Annotated in this window: 15 protein-coding genes; 2 read left to right on the top strand and 13 right to left on the bottom strand. The window is 34.8% G+C overall.

Features of this window, described 5'->3' with window-relative positions; genetic code table 11:
- Positions 1 to 222: 222 nt before the first annotated feature.
- From RH915_RS09940 to RH915_RS09925, 4 genes are all read right to left on the bottom strand, one after another.
- Entirely contained in the window at positions 223 to 1449 is a 1227-nt protein-coding gene (locus RH915_RS09940; RefSeq protein ID WP_310479769.1) for an FAD-binding protein, read from the bottom strand.
- Positions 1450 to 1469: 20 nt separating this feature from the next.
- A complete protein-coding gene (locus RH915_RS09935) occupies positions 1470 to 2258 on the bottom strand; it encodes an electron transfer flavoprotein subunit beta/FixA family protein (protein ID WP_310479766.1) in 789 nt (262 codons plus the stop codon).
- Between the two features lie 17 nt (positions 2259 to 2275).
- Positions 2276 to 3412 (bottom strand): acyl-CoA dehydrogenase, encoded by a 1137-nt coding sequence (locus RH915_RS09930; protein WP_310479763.1) that lies wholly within the window; start codon positions 3410 to 3412, stop codon positions 2276 to 2278.
- Positions 3413 to 3747: 335 nt separating this feature from the next.
- A complete protein-coding gene (locus tag RH915_RS09925) occupies positions 3748 to 4392 on the bottom strand; it encodes a redox-sensing transcriptional repressor Rex (RefSeq protein ID WP_310479761.1) in 645 nt (214 codons plus the stop codon).
- A 268-nt stretch (positions 4393 to 4660) separates the two neighbouring features.
- Between RH915_RS09925 and RH915_RS09920 the strand changes: the two genes are divergently transcribed.
- Positions 4661 to 6571 (top strand): ABC transporter ATP-binding protein, encoded by a 1911-nt coding sequence (locus RH915_RS09920; protein ID WP_310479759.1) that lies wholly within the window; start codon positions 4661 to 4663, stop codon positions 6569 to 6571.
- A 353-nt stretch (positions 6572 to 6924) separates the two neighbouring features.
- Here the strand turns inward: RH915_RS09920 and RH915_RS09915 are convergent, their stop codons facing one another.
- Both RH915_RS09915 and tsaD read right to left on the bottom strand, forming a co-directional pair.
- Positions 6925 to 7083, bottom strand: coding sequence for a hypothetical protein (locus RH915_RS09915; protein ID WP_310479758.1), 159 nt, complete (start codon positions 7081 to 7083; stop codon positions 6925 to 6927).
- A 95-nt stretch (positions 7084 to 7178) separates the two neighbouring features.
- Complete coding sequence (gene tsaD, locus RH915_RS09910; RefSeq protein ID WP_310479757.1) at positions 7179 to 8225, bottom strand: tRNA (adenosine(37)-N6)-threonylcarbamoyltransferase complex transferase subunit TsaD; 1047 nt, start codon at positions 8223 to 8225, stop codon at positions 7179 to 7181.
- Between the two features lie 188 nt (positions 8226 to 8413).
- On the opposite strand from tsaD, the gene RH915_RS09905 reads away from it, so the two are divergent.
- Positions 8414 to 8584, top strand: coding sequence for a hypothetical protein (locus RH915_RS09905; protein ID WP_310479756.1), 171 nt, complete (start codon positions 8414 to 8416; stop codon positions 8582 to 8584).
- 64 nt (positions 8585 to 8648) lie between these two features.
- Here RH915_RS09905 and rimI read toward each other — a convergent pair whose 3' ends face one another.
- The 7 genes from rimI to RH915_RS09870 all read right to left on the bottom strand — a co-directional run bounded on the left by rimI (position 8649) and on the right by RH915_RS09870 (position 16159).
- Positions 8649 to 9095 (bottom strand): ribosomal protein S18-alanine N-acetyltransferase, encoded by a 447-nt coding sequence (rimI, locus tag RH915_RS09900; protein WP_310479755.1) that lies wholly within the window; start codon positions 9093 to 9095, stop codon positions 8649 to 8651.
- Positions 9096 to 9812, bottom strand: a complete 717-nt coding sequence (gene tsaB, locus RH915_RS09895) for a tRNA (adenosine(37)-N6)-threonylcarbamoyltransferase complex dimerization subunit type 1 TsaB (protein WP_310479754.1) — start codon at positions 9810 to 9812, stop codon at positions 9096 to 9098. It abuts the gene before it with no gap.
- On the bottom strand, positions 9809 to 10267 hold the full coding sequence (gene tsaE, locus RH915_RS09890; protein ID WP_310479752.1) for a tRNA (adenosine(37)-N6)-threonylcarbamoyltransferase complex ATPase subunit type 1 TsaE: 459 nt from the start codon (positions 10265 to 10267) through the stop codon (positions 9809 to 9811). Before tsaE ends, tsaB begins: the two co-directional genes overlap by 4 nt.
- A 692-nt stretch (positions 10268 to 10959) precedes the next feature.
- Positions 10960 to 13122 carry a Tex family protein gene (locus RH915_RS09885; RefSeq protein WP_310479751.1) on the bottom strand — a complete coding sequence of 721 codons (2163 nt, stop codon included), beginning with the start codon at positions 13120 to 13122 and terminating at the stop codon, positions 10960 to 10962.
- Between the two features lie 383 nt (positions 13123 to 13505).
- Positions 13506 to 13982 carry a flagellar export chaperone FliS gene (fliS, locus tag RH915_RS09880; protein ID WP_310479750.1) on the bottom strand — a complete coding sequence of 159 codons (477 nt, stop codon included), beginning with the start codon at positions 13980 to 13982 and terminating at the stop codon, positions 13506 to 13508.
- A gap of 73 nt (positions 13983 to 14055) precedes the next feature.
- Entirely contained in the window at positions 14056 to 15651 is a 1596-nt protein-coding gene (locus tag RH915_RS09875; RefSeq protein WP_310479749.1) for a flagellin N-terminal helical domain-containing protein, read from the bottom strand.
- Positions 15652 to 15874: 223 nt separating this feature from the next.
- Positions 15875 to 16159, bottom strand: coding sequence for an EscU/YscU/HrcU family type III secretion system export apparatus switch protein (locus RH915_RS09870; RefSeq protein ID WP_310479747.1), 285 nt, complete (start codon positions 16157 to 16159; stop codon positions 15875 to 15877).
- Between the last annotated feature and the right edge of the window lie 4 nt (positions 16160 to 16163).

Here is a 16163-nt window from a genome sequence, read left to right as displayed (position 1 = left end):
ATTATACTAAAATAGGCTCTAATGTAATAATGGAGCGAGATTAAATATAATCCCACCCCAACTATTGACAAAGAGCCTAGGATATTAAAGCCTTTCTTTTTATTTGTTATATTCATTTTTAAATATAATTTGTATTCCTACTATAATAAAACTTCTAATGCATATTTTTTCATTAATTACAAAAGGAAAGGTTTAGAAAACCTTTCCTTTTAAAGTATAATTTTAGTTAGTAGCTGCTGCTTCTGCAAAAGCTTTTGTAATATCATCTACATTATCTAATGCTTCAATAATGTTTGGTATTACATCATTTAAGTCTCCAACAATTCCGTAGTCTGCAACCTTAAAGATAGGTGCATCTGGGTTTTTGTTGATTGCAATAATATAGTCTGCATCTTGCATTCCAGCTAAATGCTGAATTGCTCCTGAAATACCACAGGCAATATAGATTTGAGGTCTAACCGTTTTTCCAGTTTGTCCAACTTGGAAATCATGGTCAATCCAACCTTGGTCTACTGCTGCTCTTGAAGCTCCAACAACTCCGTTTAATTTTTTCGCTAATTTTTCTAGTAATTGGAATCCATCTTTTGTTCCAACTCCACGTCCACCAGATACGATAAAATCAGCTTCTTGGATATTTACATTTCCTTTTGCTTCTTTAATGATCTCAAGCACTTTTGTTCTAAGTTCTTCTTCATCTAGGGATACATTGAAGTTAATTACTTCTCCTGTATTGCTATCATTTCTTTCCGCTTTTTCCATAACCCCTGGTCTTACTGTAGACATTTGTGGTCTATGGTTTGGACAAATAATTGTCGCCATGATGTTTCCACCGAAAGCTGGTCTTGTTTGAAGTAATTTTTTATCTTCTGCATCAACTTCTAAAGTTGTACAGTCAGCTGTTAGCCCTGTTCCTACTCTTGCTGCAACTCTAGGTGCTAAGTCTCTACCAATATGCGTTGCGCCTACTAATACGATCTCTGGCTTATACTCGTTAATCATTTCTGTCATAACTTTTGTATATCCGTCAGTTGTAAATGTTTCTAATAATCTATCATTAGCAACATATACTTTATCTGCACCGTATGCAATTAGGTCTTTAGCTAATCCATCAACTTTGTTTCCTAGAAGAACAGCACTTAATTCAACACCGATTTCATTAGCGATTTTTCTTCCTTCTCCTAATAATTCAGCAGCTACTGGCATTAACTCACCTTGTCTTTGCTCAGCAAATACCCATACACCTTTGTAAGCACTTAAATCTTTTTCTTCTGTTTCGATTTTTTCTTCGATAATTGCATCAAAGTTACAAGAATCTATACAAGCACCACAGTGGGTACAGTTTTCATTCATAACTGCTACTCTGTTTACCATTTCTAAGGCTCCGAAAGGACAAGCCCCAATACATAGTGTACAACCTTTACATTTATCTTCTATAATTCGTACTGGCATTTTCTTAACCTCCCCTTATACTATATTAAATGCTTTTTCTTTAAGTTTACAATTAATTGCTCAGCCATTTCTTTTGAAGACCCTTTAAGCATAACACCTTTTCCTTTTGCTTCAGGTGTGAATGAACGCTTAACCTGTGTAGGTGATCCTTCTAGACCGATTTGCTTTCTATCTACTTCAATGTCATCTACATTGAACACTTCTACTTCTTTTTCTCTACAAGCTGTAACGATTCCTGGAATTGATGCGTATCTTGGCTCGTTTAATTCTTGAATTGCTGTGAATAAAGCTGGCTTTTGAACTTGTACCATTTCATAACCATCTTCTAATTGTCTTCTTACAACAAAGTTGCTTCCTTTGTCTTCGAAACCTTCAACATAAGTTACTTGAGGTATTTGTAATCTTTCTGCAATCTGTGGTCCAACCTGAGCTGTATCTCCATCAATCGCTTGTCTTCCACAGAAGATTACGTCATATCCATCTAATCTTCTGATTGCTCCTGCTAAAGTTTCAGATGTAGCCCAAGTATCTGCACCTGCAAAAGCTCTATCACTTACTAGGATCGCTCTATCTGCGCCCATTGCTAAACATTCTAATAATACTTCTTTCGCTTGAGGTGGTCCCATTGTAATAACTGTTACATGAGCCTCAGGATTTGAATCTTTTATTCTTAACGCCTCTTCTACGGCATGTTGGTCATCTGGATTTAGAATACTAGGTACTCCATCACGAATTAGTGTCCCTTTAACAGGATCGATTTTAACTTCATTTGTATCTGGAACTTGTTTTACACAAACAACGATTTTCACTTGAACGACCTCCCTTATTATTTAATAACGCTTCCTGCGATTACCATTTTTTGAACTTCTGAAGTTCCTTCGTAGATTTCAGTGATTTTTGCATCTCTCATCATTCTTTCTACAGGATAATCAGCAGTGTATCCGTATCCACCATGTAATTGTACTGCTTTAGTTGTTACTTCCATAGATGTTTCTGCAGCAAATAATTTTGCCATAGCAGCTAACTTAGCATATGGTTTGCCTTCTTGCTTCGCACAAGCTGCACTATAAACTAAGTGTCTAGATGCTTGTATTTTTGTTTCCATATCTGCTATTTGGAATTGTGTATTTTGGAATTTAGATAATGGTCTACCAAATTGCTCTCTTTCTTGAACATATTTAATTGTTTCGTCTAAAGCACCTTGAGCGATTCCTAGGGCTTGAGCAGCGATACCAATTCTACCACCATCTAATGTTTGCATAGCAATTTTAAATCCTTGTCCTTCTTTTCCAAGTAAGTTTGCTTTAGGTATTCTCATGTTTTCAAATACTAATTCAGTTGTTGAAGAACCTTTAATACCTAATTTTTTCTCCACTTTACCAATCGAGAATCCTGGTGTAGAACTGTCAACAATAAATGCACTTGTTCCTTTAACACCTTTTGCTCTATCTGTAACAGCAATTACGATGTATGTTTCTGCGTATCCACCATTTGTAATAAAGATTTTAGATCCATTGATTACATACTCATCACCATCAAGAACTGCAGTTGTTTGTTGTCCAGCTGCATCTGTTCCTGCATTTGGCTCAGTTAATCCAAAAGCACCTAATTTACCTTTTGCTAAGTCTGGTAAAAATCTTTTCTTTTGCTCATCATTACCAAATTTAATAATTGGCCAACAGCATAAAGAACTGTGTGCTGACTCAATAACTCCTGTTGTTGCACAGGCTCTTGATAATTCTTCTACTACCATAGCGTAGCTTAAATCATCAGCTCCAGCACCACCATATTGTTTAGGAATAATCATACCTAACAATCCATACTTAGCCATTTTCTCAACAGTTTCTGTTGGAAATCTGTGGTTCTCATCCACTTCTGCAGCTAAAGGCTGTACTTCATTTTCTGTGAAATCTCTAATCATTTTTTGAATCATTTCTTGTTCCTTAGTTAAGTTAAAATTCACACCATTTCCCTCCTTAATTTATATCTTACTTTATTGTTAATATATTAACGACAAACTCAGCACTATATAGTGCAATAAGTATGCCAAATTTTTAACAAGGTTTGATAAAAAAATTAATGTATTTATTTGTTGAAATTTGTGATTTTATTGTCAAACTTTTATTTTACAAAATATATTATATATTTTGTATTTTTGTGCAATACTATTTTTTGTAATAAGATAATACAATCCTAGACGAACTATGTCTTTTTTGTTAACAAATTAACAAAATCTTTTATAGAAAAAGCTATTGTAAAGCTTTTTTCATGTGTAAGTTTTAAATTTGTTTGCTCTGCTTACTCCACATCTTCTTGATTGCTTATTAAATAAGATAAAATAAACAAACTGTCGCTTAAGTGAACATTCTCCACAATAACACCTTCTGGGACTTTTAAATCTACGGGTGCAAAGTTCCAAATTCCTGGCACTCCAGCCTTACTTATCCTTGTAGCAATATCTTGTGCATAAGCTTTTGGTGTTGAAATAATTGCAATATCAATTTGATTATTCTTGAGGAAATTTTCCATTTCATCTAAAGCGTGAATGTAAATATCTTTTACTTTGTTTCCAATTATTTCAGGATTAGTGTCAAATAATCCTTTTAAACTGAATCCTGATTTTTCAAAGCTTGTATAATTTGCAATTGCTTGTCCTAGGTTTCCATAACCTACGATAACTGTATTATAGGTCTTTGTCAATCCCATAATGCTACGTATTTCTTTATATAATTCTTCTACATTGTAGCCATACCCCTGTTGTCCGAATCCACCAAAATTATTTAAATCTTGGCGTATCTGTGACGCTGTAAATCCAGTTAGTACGCTAAGCTCTTTTGAAGATATTCGGTATACTTCTCGATCTAATAGATCTTTTAAATAACGATGATACTTTGGCAGCCTTCTAATAACTGCTGTAGAAATATTACCCTGTTGTTTTCCCATAACCCAGTACTCCTAACTTTTTCTTTTGACATTCTCTTTCTTGCTCCATTTTTGAAGTCTTTATCTATATAAAGAATGTCCTAATCCTAACTTGATTATAACAGATTTATTTTTTAATGTAAATTGTTAAAATTTTACCAAACTTATCTTACATTTACTTATGCATTACTTAATTGATCTGAAATATGCTTCCTATAATCTTTAAACGTTTATTTATTTCCTTTCTTTTGTTAAACTATATGTGTACTAAAGTATAGGAGGCTTATATATGATCGTTTTATCCTGTAGTAACCTATCAAAGTCCTATGGTGTTGATCTAATTCTTGATCAAATTACTTTTCATATAAATAAAGGGCAAAAAGTTGGTGTGATTGGACCTAATGGGGCTGGCAAATCAACTTTGTTTAAACTATTAACTGGTGAGTTAGTAAAAGACTCGGGAAATATATTTATTTCAAAATCCGCTCAAATAGGTTATTTAAAACAAAATCATGATTTTGATGAAAAGAAAAGTATATATGAAGAAACCGTCCTGGTTTTTTCGGAATTAATAAAGCTAGAAAAAGAAATCAAAGCCTGTGAACAGAAAATTGCAGACCTTGGAAAAGGAAACCAAGACAGTGACACCTTACAATCATATATGGACACTTATGCACATTTAACTGAGGTTTTCGAACAAAGAAATGGATATGCCTTTCGAAGTGAGGTTAGAGGTGTTTTAAGAGGTTTAGGTTTTTCTGAAGAACTGTTTTCACAACCTATTGAACAGCTTAGTGGTGGTCAAAAAACTCGTATTTCTCTAGCGAAATTGCTACTTTCAAAACCAGATATCCTTTTATTAGATGAACCGACCAATCATTTAGATATCGAATCCGTTGAATGGTTGGAAGGGTTTTTAAAAGATTATCAAGGTACCGTCCTAATTATTTCCCACGATCGTTATTTTCTCGATCAAACCGTAACCCATGTTATAGAAATCGAAAATCAAAAACTGCTTTCTTTTCAAGGCAACTATTCTGATTTTATTAAAAAGAAAGTCCAACTCAGAGAACAACAACGGAGAGAACAGATTGCACTGCAGAAAGAAATGGATCGACAAAAAGAAATTATTCGTCGGTTTAAACAACATGGTACGGAAAAATTAGCAATGCGGGCACAAAGTCGAGAAAAACAATTACAAAAAATAAAAGTCCCTACGAACCAAATACAAACATCTACTAGAAAACAATTTCACTTTAGTAGTGCTTATGATAGTGGAACAGATGTATTGGCTGTTAATGACTTGTCAAAAAGCTTTGAAGACCAACCACTTTTTAATCACTTATCTTTCAACCTTTATAAGGGAGACAAGGTAGGTCTTATAGGTCCTAACGGAATTGGAAAGTCGACACTTTTTAAAATGATTTTGAATGAATCCATGGAAAAAATACAGCTAGGTCATCTAGTAGACCTTGGTTATTACGATCAAGAGCTAGTCAATTTGAAGTTAGATAATAATTTAGTTGAAGAAATAGCCGACGCATATCCTCATATGAATGAAACAGACATACGAACTTTATTAGGCTCTTTTTTGTTTTTTAATGACGACGTCTTTAAACAAATTAAAACTTTGAGTGGTGGTGAAAAAGCAAGAGTATCTTTACTAAAACTTATTTTATCTGAATCAAATTTCCTTTTACTCGATGAACCAACTAATCATCTGGATATTGCTTCTAAGGAGATTCTTGAAATTGCTTTGTGTGAATATGATGGCACTATTTTTGTTATTTCCCACGATCGATACTTTTTAGACAGAGTTACAAATAAAATTATTGAGCTAAGTCCCAATAAAGCAGAGACATTCTTAGGCAACTATAGTTACTATATAGAAAAGAAAAAAGAACAAGCATTTCTTTTAGAAGCAGATTCTGTTCCAGAAAAACAAACCAAAACCCATCAAAAAGAAATACGTAGAAAAGAAAAGGAAGCAAAAGCAAAAGCCAGACAACAAGAAAAGGAACAACAAGAGATAGAAGAAAAGATTATACAGCTTGAATCTAAACTGGAAGATCTCAAATCAAGTATGTGCGACGAAAAGATATATTCCGATCCTGAGAAAAGTAAATCTGTAAATGAAGAATTTCAATTCGTTGAAAGTGAAATTGAAAAACTTTATGAAGTATGGGAGTCTATGCAATAAAAAGAATACATCTTTGATGTATTCTTTTTATTGCACTTTATCAACAGGTTGATTTTTTTATAATCGTGTATTTATGTTAACTTCTGTCACGATTCTTTTCTTTTATTAATATTTTTACAAAATACGATTTATTTTTTGTTCACATTCATCCACATGTTTTCCACAAATTCCACAACTTTATCCACATGCCTGTTTGACTTTATTACTTTTACTCACAGCTTTTCCCGATTATCCACATTTTTTTGTTAACAAGTATGTTGTGTATAACCCCAATTTTTATAAAAATAAAGCCCTATTCTTTTTTAAATTGAATAGGGTAAAAAATATTAACATAATTTTTTATATGTATGTTTCTACTTTGATTGACCTTTTAATTCTTGAATAATAAGATCTTTTTTTTGACTCTGTTCTAGTAACTCATCAATCAACTCATGCATTGAATCCATCAACTGTAATAACGTTACTTTATCCATGCTTCCATCAATCTTTCGCATCCATGCTAATTTTTCCATAAAAGCGCCCCCATTGACCGTTATTTATTTCACTATCATTATAACATGGGACCGCAGGTCTATATACAAGTAAAGTTATCAATTAATTGTAATTTTTAGAAAATTCCCTTCCCAATCTTTAAGTTTGGTACTGCATTTAAATTAAGCGGTGACCTCTGCCCCCTTAAATAATTATAGTAGGCTACACAGCCAATCATTGCTGCATTGTCAGTACATAACTTTAAAGAAGGGTATTTAAAGTCAATGCTATTTCCGTCGCAAGCTTTCTTCAAGCTATCTCTTAAACCACTGTTCGCTGCAACGCCACCAGCTAAAACGATGGTGTTGACTTCTTTATCCTGAGCACACCTGATTGCTTTCTCCGTTAATACCTCTACGACTGCTTTTTGAAAACTCGCTGCTACATCCTCTACTACAATGGCTTCCCCCTTCATTTTTTGCTTATTGATATAGTTCAGCACCGCAGACTTTAAACCACTAAAGCTAAAATCATAACTTTCTTCTCCTAATAGGGCTCTAGGAAAATCAATGGCATCAGGGTTTCCTCTTTGCGCCAGCTGATCTATAATAGGCCCCCCGGGGTAACCTAACTCAAGGGCCCTTGCCACTTTATCAAAAGCCTCTCCTGCTGCATCATCTCTTGTTTTTCCTATTATTTCATAGTCACCGTAATCTTTCATATGTATAAGATGGGTATGTCCACCGGAAACAACTAAAGCAACAAAAGGTGGCTCTAGGTTTGGATGTTCAATAAAGTTGGCGTATATATGTCCCTCTATATGATTCACACCATTAAGGGGGATTTCTTTTGCAAGGGATAATGCCTTCCCAGCTGACAATCCTACAAGTAAAGCCCCAACAAGACCTGGACCGTATGTTACTCCAACATGACTTATATGATCGTAGGTTATCTTTGCTTCAGACAACGCTAATTCTATCACTTCGTTTATTTTTTCAATATGTTGTCTAGAAGCAACTTCCGGTACCACACCACCAAACTTTTTGTGTTGTTCAATTTGTGAATAAATTATATTTGATAAAACGTTTCTTCCATTTTTCAAAACACTTACAGAGGTTTCATCACAACTTGTTTCAATTGCCAAGGTAATAATTTCATTTTGTTCTACTGCTGTCTCTATCATATTATCTCTCCTATATTTTACTGTTGTTCTTTACCGGCGAATGAATTCGCCTCTACGTTTTTAAAACATACTTCATCTTATGTTCTCTATTTACGATCTCTTACAAAATTTATTTCCACTATAGTTTTCACCTTTTTTGGAATACTATTAACAATCCTGTATCAAAATTTAACCTGAGGAGTGATCCAATGGGTAAAAAACAGCATAAAAACACGGATTCTGATTCCTTTACACAAAGTGTTTCAGAAAACAATATTATGCCCGATGGTATGTTAAATCCGGTTAGCGCTACTGATTTGGCTATATTTAACATAGCACAAAATGCGCCAAAAATACAGGATAAAAAGAATCAAAAATAAAATGAGAGGAGATGATTTTTTGGTCATCTCCTCTCATTTTATAGACGATCACAATCCGTTACTGTTATAGTGTATTCCACATAATCAAAGCATCTTCTTTATTGTCTTCATAGTAGTGCTTACGAACACCATCTATACGAAAGCCTAACAGGGTATATAGCTTCTGCGCCACTTCATTTGACCGCCTTACCTCTAAGGTCATTTTTTTTATACCCTTTTCTCGAGCTTTATGGATTAGTGCTTTTCCAAGGATCTTACCTATTTGCTTTCCTTGATTCTTTGGGTTTACTGCAATATTTGTAATGTGTCCCTCATCAAAAACTTGCCACATACCCCCATAGGCAATGACTTCTTCTTTTATAGTTGCAACTAAATATATGGCCATTTTATTTTCGTTTATCTCCTGGTAAAAGGCACTTTCCGTCCATGGATTTGCAAAGCATTGTTCTTCAATTGCTACAATTGCAGGGATGTCTGTAACCTTCATTTCTCGGATCATTATTCCATCCATTTACTTTATGCCACATCCGTTCACTTTTTCATCATACTGACGTTCTGCTTGGGATTTCCTCATATAAGTTGGCAATAAATCCTTTGGATTTTGTAGTTGTCCCAGATCTACTTTTTTCTTTGCTGCTTCACATAAAGATGCAGCTCTTGGCATAATTAGTGAAGCTGGAGGTAATTGCCCTTTATCGGTTAGTTGTTCCTCAATTTTGCTTTTATGTTTAACAGCACCATCACCAATAAATAATACATTTCCCGTTTCTTTTTCATAATGCTTTAAAACATCATTTATATCAAGTACTTGTTGTTCTTCAACCTGTACTAATTCGTTATCCTCCCATTTGTAGCTAGCTGTATATACAAGATCCCTTTGTCCGTCAATCATTGGACATATTGTCCCTTCATAAAAAGGTGCATTATAAGCTAAAGCTTCTAAGGCAGATATGCCTACAACTGGTTTTGCCATGGCTTGTGCCATCACCTTTATGGTTGTAATCCCAATTCTTAATCCCGTAAAGGATCCCGGCCCTAGAGAGACTCCAAAAACATCTATATCCTTAGGTTTTAACCCAGCCGCATTTAGCACTTCATCCACCATAGGTAATAGCTTTTCTGAATGGGTTTTTTTATGGTTAATGGTGTATTCGCCTATTAATTTTTCATCGTTGCATATTCCGACTGTTGCAACTACAGAGGATGTATCTAAAACTAGTATATTCATCCCTTTAACAACTCCTCAACAATTTGTCTATAATAATCATTTGTATATTTAAAACAGATTTCCCGCTTGTTTTCATCAACGTATTTCATTTCTATCCATAAACGATCTTCCGGCAAAATTTCTTCAATTAAATATGCCCATTCAATGACACAAACCCCTTGTCCAAAAAAGTATTCCTCATATCCGATGCTTTCCATTTCTAATGGGTCTCCAATACGATATACATCAAAATGATATAAGGGTAATCGCCCTTCATATTCCTGTACAATTGTAAAGGTTGGGCTTGTTACATGATCTTCTACCTCTAAACCTTTAGCTAATGACTGAGTAAAGGTCGTCTTGCCAGCGCCTAAATCCCCTTGTAAGCACAGGATATCCCCAGCAGATAATAATTGGCCCAGCTTTTTTGCTATTTTTTCTGTTTCCTTAAGTTCATTTATATTGACGCAGCGCATAAAAAACACCTCTTTTATATTTCAAGTATATTCCGGCGAATGAATTCGCCTCTACTTTAAACACACTTTTTCCGTAGCTTCGAATTCATTCGAAAATCTCTTCTTTAGGCGAATCAATTCGCCTCTACATAAACACACTTTTTTTCCGTAGCTTCGAATTCATTCGAAGGTTTCTTCCTTAGGCGAATCAATTCGCCTCTACATAAACACACTTTTTTCCGTAGCTTCGAATTCATTCGAAGGTCTCTTCTTTAAACGGAAGCAATTCGCCTCTACAAAAAATTCCAAACCACTGCTTGTCATCCTGAGCCTGCGAAGGATCTCGCTTTTGAATTTACGATTACTTCTTTAAACCTTTAAACCCGAGATGCTTCACTTGCGTTCAGCATGATAAAGAGCTTTTTCTGTCATCCTGAGTGTAACGAAGGATCTCGCTTTTGATTTTATCTTTATAAACCTGACATGCTCTATGTTTAATTTTAACATATTCGACATAAAAAAACCTTTATTTTTTTATTCCTTATTGTCATATAATTTCCACTTTAAGTATAGCTATACTTGCTATACCCTTAGTAACATGTAATGACCTTCAGGTATCTGTGGAAAGATTTGATCTTTGACACGCAGAAGGTTCTCATACTTCCCTGCAAAAAAATAAGGAGCACGCCTAGCGCACTCCCATCAAAAAATCTCTATTGTAATCCCTTCATACTCAAAGCAACTCTTCCCTTTTTATGGTCAACGTCAATTACTTTTACTTTTACAATGTCCCCTATGGATACAACATCCATGGGATTCTTCACAAAACGATCACTAAGCTGAGAAATATGTACCAACCCATCATTTTTAATGCCAATATCTACAAAAGCACCAAAGTCTATTACATTTCTCACTGTTCCTGTTAATATCATATCTGTCTTTATATCCTCTAGCTTTAATACATCGGTTCTAAAAATCGGCTTAGGTAACTCCTCTCTTGGATCTCTTCCAGGCTTTTTCAGCTCCTTAATAATATCCTTTAAGGTCGGTACCCCTACTTCTAATTCCTCTGCCAACGCTACTATGTCTTGGTCCTTTATTTCCTTATCTAAACTTTGCAGTGCTTTGTAATCAGTCAATGCCTCTTTATAACCTAGCTTATCCAGAAGCTTTTCTGCAGCTTTATAACTTTCTGGATGGACACCGGTATTATCTAAGGGATTATCGCCATCAGAAATTCTTAAAAATCCGGCACATTGTACAAAGGCAGCAGGGCCTAATCGTTTAACCTCTTTTAAGGTTTTTCTAGATTTGAATTTCCCCTGTTCTTCTCTATATTTTACAATATTATCTGCCACTGCCTTACTAATCCCTGAAATATATTGCAGTAAAGAAGCAGAAGCCGTGTTTAAATCTACCCCAACACTATTAACACAATCCTCTACAACACCCTTTAATGTTTCATCGAGTCTTTTTTGATTGACATCATGTTGATATTGCCCAACACCAACATGTTTAGGATCTATTTTTACAAGCTCTGCTAATGGGTCCTGTAACCTTCGGGCGATAGATATAGCTCCCCTTAAAGATACATTTATATCTGGGTACTCCTTAGATGCTAAATCAGAAGCAGAATAAACAGAAGCTCCCGCTTCACTAACGATCATATAAAATACTTTACGATCAACTTCTTTTAACATCTCCGCAACAATCAATTCTGACTCTCTTGATGCTGTCCCATTACCAATTGCAATCATATCAATATTGTATTTATTAATTAAATCAATTAATATCTTTTTACTTTCTTCTACTTTGTTTTGTGGTGCAGTTGGAAAAATGGTTGTTGTATCTAATAGCTTTCCTGTTTCATCTACAACCGCAATCTTACATCCAGTACGGTATGCCGGATCAAAGCCCATTACCACCTTGCCTGTAATTGGCGGCTGTAATAGTAGTTTTTTAAGATTTTCACCAAAAACCTTAATCGCCTTTTCCTCTGCCTGTTCTGTTAAAAAGGACCTTATTTCCCTTTCAATAGAAGGGGAAATTAAACGTTTATAAGCATCTTCCATTGCTTTAATTACATAAGGGGTAGTAATGCTTCCATTTCCATTAGATACCCTATTTTCTAAGTAACGTAAAATCTTTTCAGCCTCAATATCAACTTTTACCTTTAAAATTTCTTCCTTTTCCCCACGGTTTATGGCAAGAATTCTGTGGGCTACAATCGACTTAACCTTTTCTGTGTAATCATAGTACATATCATATACTGATTCTGTTTTATCATCTGCCTTAGTAATGATCATGCCATTTTGAAAGGTCATATCCCTTATTGCCTTACGGTAGTCTGGATTATCGGATATTTCCTCTGCAACAATATCCATTGCACCACCAAGGGCATCTTCAACAGTCAATACTTCCTTCTCTTCATCAACAAAAGGTGCTGCTAGCTCTTCTATGGCTCCATCAAGGACATTTTGTTCAAATAGAATATGGGCTAAAGGCTCTAATCCTTTTTCCTTCGCTACCGTAGCCTTAGTTCTTCGCTTTGGTCTAAAGGGTCTGTATATATCTTCGATTTCCTGTAGTGTTTTTGCACCTGTAATCTTTTTTTCAATCGCCTCTGTCATTTTTTCCTGTTCACTAATTAATTTAAATACTTCCTCACGGCGACTCTCTAAATTCCTTAAATATGTTAAACGATCAGCTAAATCCCTTAATACCACATCACTTAACTCCCCGGTCTTTTCCTTACGATAACGAGCAATAAATGGTATCGTATTTCCTTCATCTATCAGTTCTATTGTATTTGTCACTTGAAACGCTTTTAATTTAAATTCCTCTATTAGTTGTTGGGTAATTTGTGAAATAGCCATTCAGTCATCCTCCTTCATTAAACAAGTATATCCTACATAATTCTTTATATAACTAGCTAAATCCTTTTAAAGTTTTAAATTCCCTTTGTCGACCTTAATGAGAGCGAAAACTAAAATCCGATTTTTTTAAAACTAAAGTAAATGATTAGCGAAGTTACAATAAAAAGAGCGTAAGATAATCAGTTAAGAATTTTTAACTGTTTGAGCGTAGCGAGTTTTAAAAATTTATGATTATCTTTAAGCTCATTCTTACTTTGTTTAAAGCGAATTTACGTAGTTTTAAAACATTCGGGTTTGTCATGTATAATCATCAACATCATAAATAGTCCAAAAACGAAGCACTGAAAAGGAACAACTTCCTTTTCAGTGCTTCGTTTTTTATATCAACCTTTTTCCCATCGATCTCCATCATTCATTACATGGTCATTTAATTGCCCTTTGCCGTAGGTCATACCCGCTACAATCGCAGGCCCCTTTGGCTTTATTGTTTCAGTAGTCGCTGTTACTTCTTTTTCCCCTAGCTCTGTCCAAGCTTCTAATTGAGGTGTGGCAATTTTTATTGCCTGCTCAAATTTATTTACATCCTTTTCAATTTCAGCCTCTGTCACTAACTTATTTAAATAAACATATAAACTCTTTAAATTGAGTGCAATTTCTGTATCTCCTTGTACAGTAGCAAGGAGCTCTGCAATAATGCTTCTAGCTTTTTGAGTAGACTTATTTAATTGTTTTTCATCTTTATTTTTCACCTGTGCAATTGCATCATTTAAAGCATCGATAAATGCTTCAAATAATATTGCCACTAGCTGCGCATCATTTGCTTGGGTAATTTTGTTGGCTAAATACTCTTTTTCAATCATGTTCAATCACCTTTCTAAATTGGGCTTATGATTAAAACAGGGAGAGTACCCTCTCCCTTAATATTAATTGTAACTATGCGTTTAATAATTGTAATATTGTTTGTGGTCTTTGATTCGCTTGGGCTAACATAGAAGTACCAGCTTGCATTAGAACATTTAGTTTTGTATGCTCAGACATCTCAAGGGCCATGTCCGCATCTTCTATTCTTGATAATGCTGCTGTTAAGTTCTCTGTTGTATTATCAAGGTTTGCAGCAGTGTACTCAAGTCTATTTTGTATTGCTCCTAATGCCCCTCTAAGCTCTGCTACATTAACAATCGCGTTATCATAAACCGTAATTGCTGCAGTTGCTCTTTCCTCTGTTGAAACATCCAAAGCATGTTCTATAGTTGCTTCTGATAATCCATCGGTTACATCTTGTACTTCAAGGAAAGCTGCTCCTCTAACACCTGGATTTCCTAATGGATCTGTATGACTTATACCTAATTTAGTTGCACGGATATCTCCAACAGACAATCTAAACCCTTGTCCTTGATTCGGTCCAATTTGAAGATTTGTTACGAACTCATCAGGAGTCCCCTCTAAGAATATCGCCTGTCCTTTAAACCCTGCATATTCTTCTGTCGCTGTTATAACAAGTCTTTCCTCTACATCATCATCAACTTTCATTTCAACACCTTCAAAATCTAAATCAGTTATTGATTCAACAATACCTTTTATATCTTTATTATTAATATCTATAGGACGGTTTGAACCAGTATATGGTGCCTCTGCACTATTATAAAATTCAATTTTTTCATTTCCGATCGTTAAAGTAGATCCTGCTTCCGGCATATCATTAAAGTAGAAAGTTCCTACAGCTTTATCTATATCATTTTCAGCTTCTCCTCTTTCTACTCGGTCGTCTTCATCATCAAATAACACGTTCATTACTCTAGAAGATCCTGTTACCTTGACTTCGCTTGTTCCACCAATTGAAGTAGACTTTATTTCTAAAGTACCATTATTAGTAAATATAGCTTGTCCACGATCTCCAATAGCATCATTAATAGCATTTTTTAATTCTTCTCCAGTATTGTGCTCTCCTTGTAGCTTTGTCATAGTAACGCTTCGTTCCTCGCCATCAATCCAAATAGACAAGTTATCTCCATTTAAATCATCACCCAAGTCACCTGATATATTCTCTGTTATTAACACAGCAGGCTCACCTGTAGACATTCTATGTACTGTAGTATTTGTATTTTCTGCTTGATTACCACGAAGTAAGTTTCTTGTATTAAACTCAGTACCATTTGCAATTCGATTTACCTCTGAAGTTAATTGGTTTACTTCATCTTGAATCGCACTTCTATCCTCATCTGTCACTGTACCATTTGCAGATTGTACTGCTAGCTCTCTCATTCTTTGTAGCATAGAGTGAACTTCATTCATTGCACCCTCTGCGGTTTGAATTAAAGAGATTCCATCTAATGTATTTTGAGAAGCTTTTCTTAAACCTCTAACTTGGGCTTTCATTTTTTCAGAGATTGCCATCCCTGCGGCATCGTCTGCAGCTCTATTAATCTTTTTCCCTGAAGATAGCCTTTCTAAAACCTTTGAAGATTTGTTTGTGTTATTGCTTAGTAATCTGTGGGCATTTAATGCCGGAATGTTATTATTAATACGCATGAATTATTTCCCCCTTAGTGAATTATCCTTTTATACTTTATATTTTAAATTATTATACTTGTACTATTTTTTCTCTCAATATTTTTATCGACTGAATTCGGTGAATTCTTTAGTTTTTTCTTATATTCTTTTTTAAAATCTTTAAACCCGTAAACCCGAGATGCTTCACTGGCGTTCAGCATGACAAAACCCAATCTATGTCAGCATGACAATTTAAACTAGCTCAAAACTTAAATCTTTCCTCTTTTCCCTTTTCTCGGTCGACACTTTCAACAAACACCAGAATTTGTGCCACTATTTCATAAAGTTCCTCTGGAATTTCAGCGCCTACTTGAAATTGCATCAATTCCTTCACCAGCCTTTCGTCCTCATAGATAAATACATCGTTTTCTTCTGCTTTTTTTATGATGTTTTCTGCAACAATTCCTCTGCCTGTGGCTGTAATTTTTGGTACGCGTTGCCGCTGGGCGTCGTATTCTAAAGCTAAAGCCTTTTTATTTTTATCCATAAAA

This window comes from Serpentinicella sp. ANB-PHB4, from assembly GCF_031432315.1.
In the GTDB taxonomy this organism is placed as follows: Bacteria; Bacillota; Clostridia; order Peptostreptococcales; family Natronincolaceae; genus Serpentinicella.
Note: the sequence above shows the minus strand (reverse complement) of the source record. Positions and strands in the feature narration are given on the sequence as shown.

Excerpts from the sequence above, each read along its gene's own strand:
- tsaD (WP_310479757.1), bottom strand. The coding sequence starts at position 8,225 with ATGATAGAGACAGCAGTAGAACAAAATGAAATTATTACCTTGGCAATT.
- tsaE (WP_310479752.1), bottom strand. The coding sequence starts at position 10,267 with ATGCGCTGCGTCAATATAAATGAACTTAAGGAAACAGAAAAAATAGCA.
- RH915_RS09915 (WP_310479758.1), bottom strand. The coding sequence starts at position 7,083 with ATGGAAAAATTAGCATGGATGCGAAAGATTGATGGAAGCATGGATAAA.
- tsaB (WP_310479754.1), bottom strand. The coding sequence starts at position 9,812 with ATGAATATACTAGTTTTAGATACATCCTCTGTAGTTGCAACAGTCGGA.
- rimI (WP_310479755.1), bottom strand. The coding sequence starts at position 9,095 with ATGGATGGAATAATGATCCGAGAAATGAAGGTTACAGACATCCCTGCA.
- RH915_RS09905 (WP_310479756.1), top strand. The coding sequence starts at position 8,414 with ATGGGTAAAAAACAGCATAAAAACACGGATTCTGATTCCTTTACACAA.
- RH915_RS09885 (WP_310479751.1), bottom strand. The coding sequence starts at position 13,122 with ATGGCTATTTCACAAATTACCCAACAACTAATAGAGGAATTTAAATTA.
- RH915_RS09875 (WP_310479749.1), bottom strand. The coding sequence starts at position 15,651 with ATGCGTATTAATAATAACATTCCGGCATTAAATGCCCACAGATTACTA.
- RH915_RS09920 (WP_310479759.1), top strand. The coding sequence starts at position 4,661 with ATGATCGTTTTATCCTGTAGTAACCTATCAAAGTCCTATGGTGTTGAT.
- fliS (WP_310479750.1), bottom strand. The coding sequence starts at position 13,982 with ATGATTGAAAAAGAGTATTTAGCCAACAAAATTACCCAAGCAAATGAT.
- RH915_RS09870 (WP_310479747.1), bottom strand. The coding sequence starts at position 16,159 with ATGGATAAAAATAAAAAGGCTTTAGCTTTAGAATACGACGCCCAGCGG.
- RH915_RS09940 (WP_310479769.1), bottom strand. The coding sequence starts at position 1,449 with ATGCCAGTACGAATTATAGAAGATAAATGTAAAGGTTGTACACTATGT.
- RH915_RS09925 (WP_310479761.1), bottom strand. The coding sequence starts at position 4,392 with ATGGGAAAACAACAGGGTAATATTTCTACAGCAGTTATTAGAAGGCTG.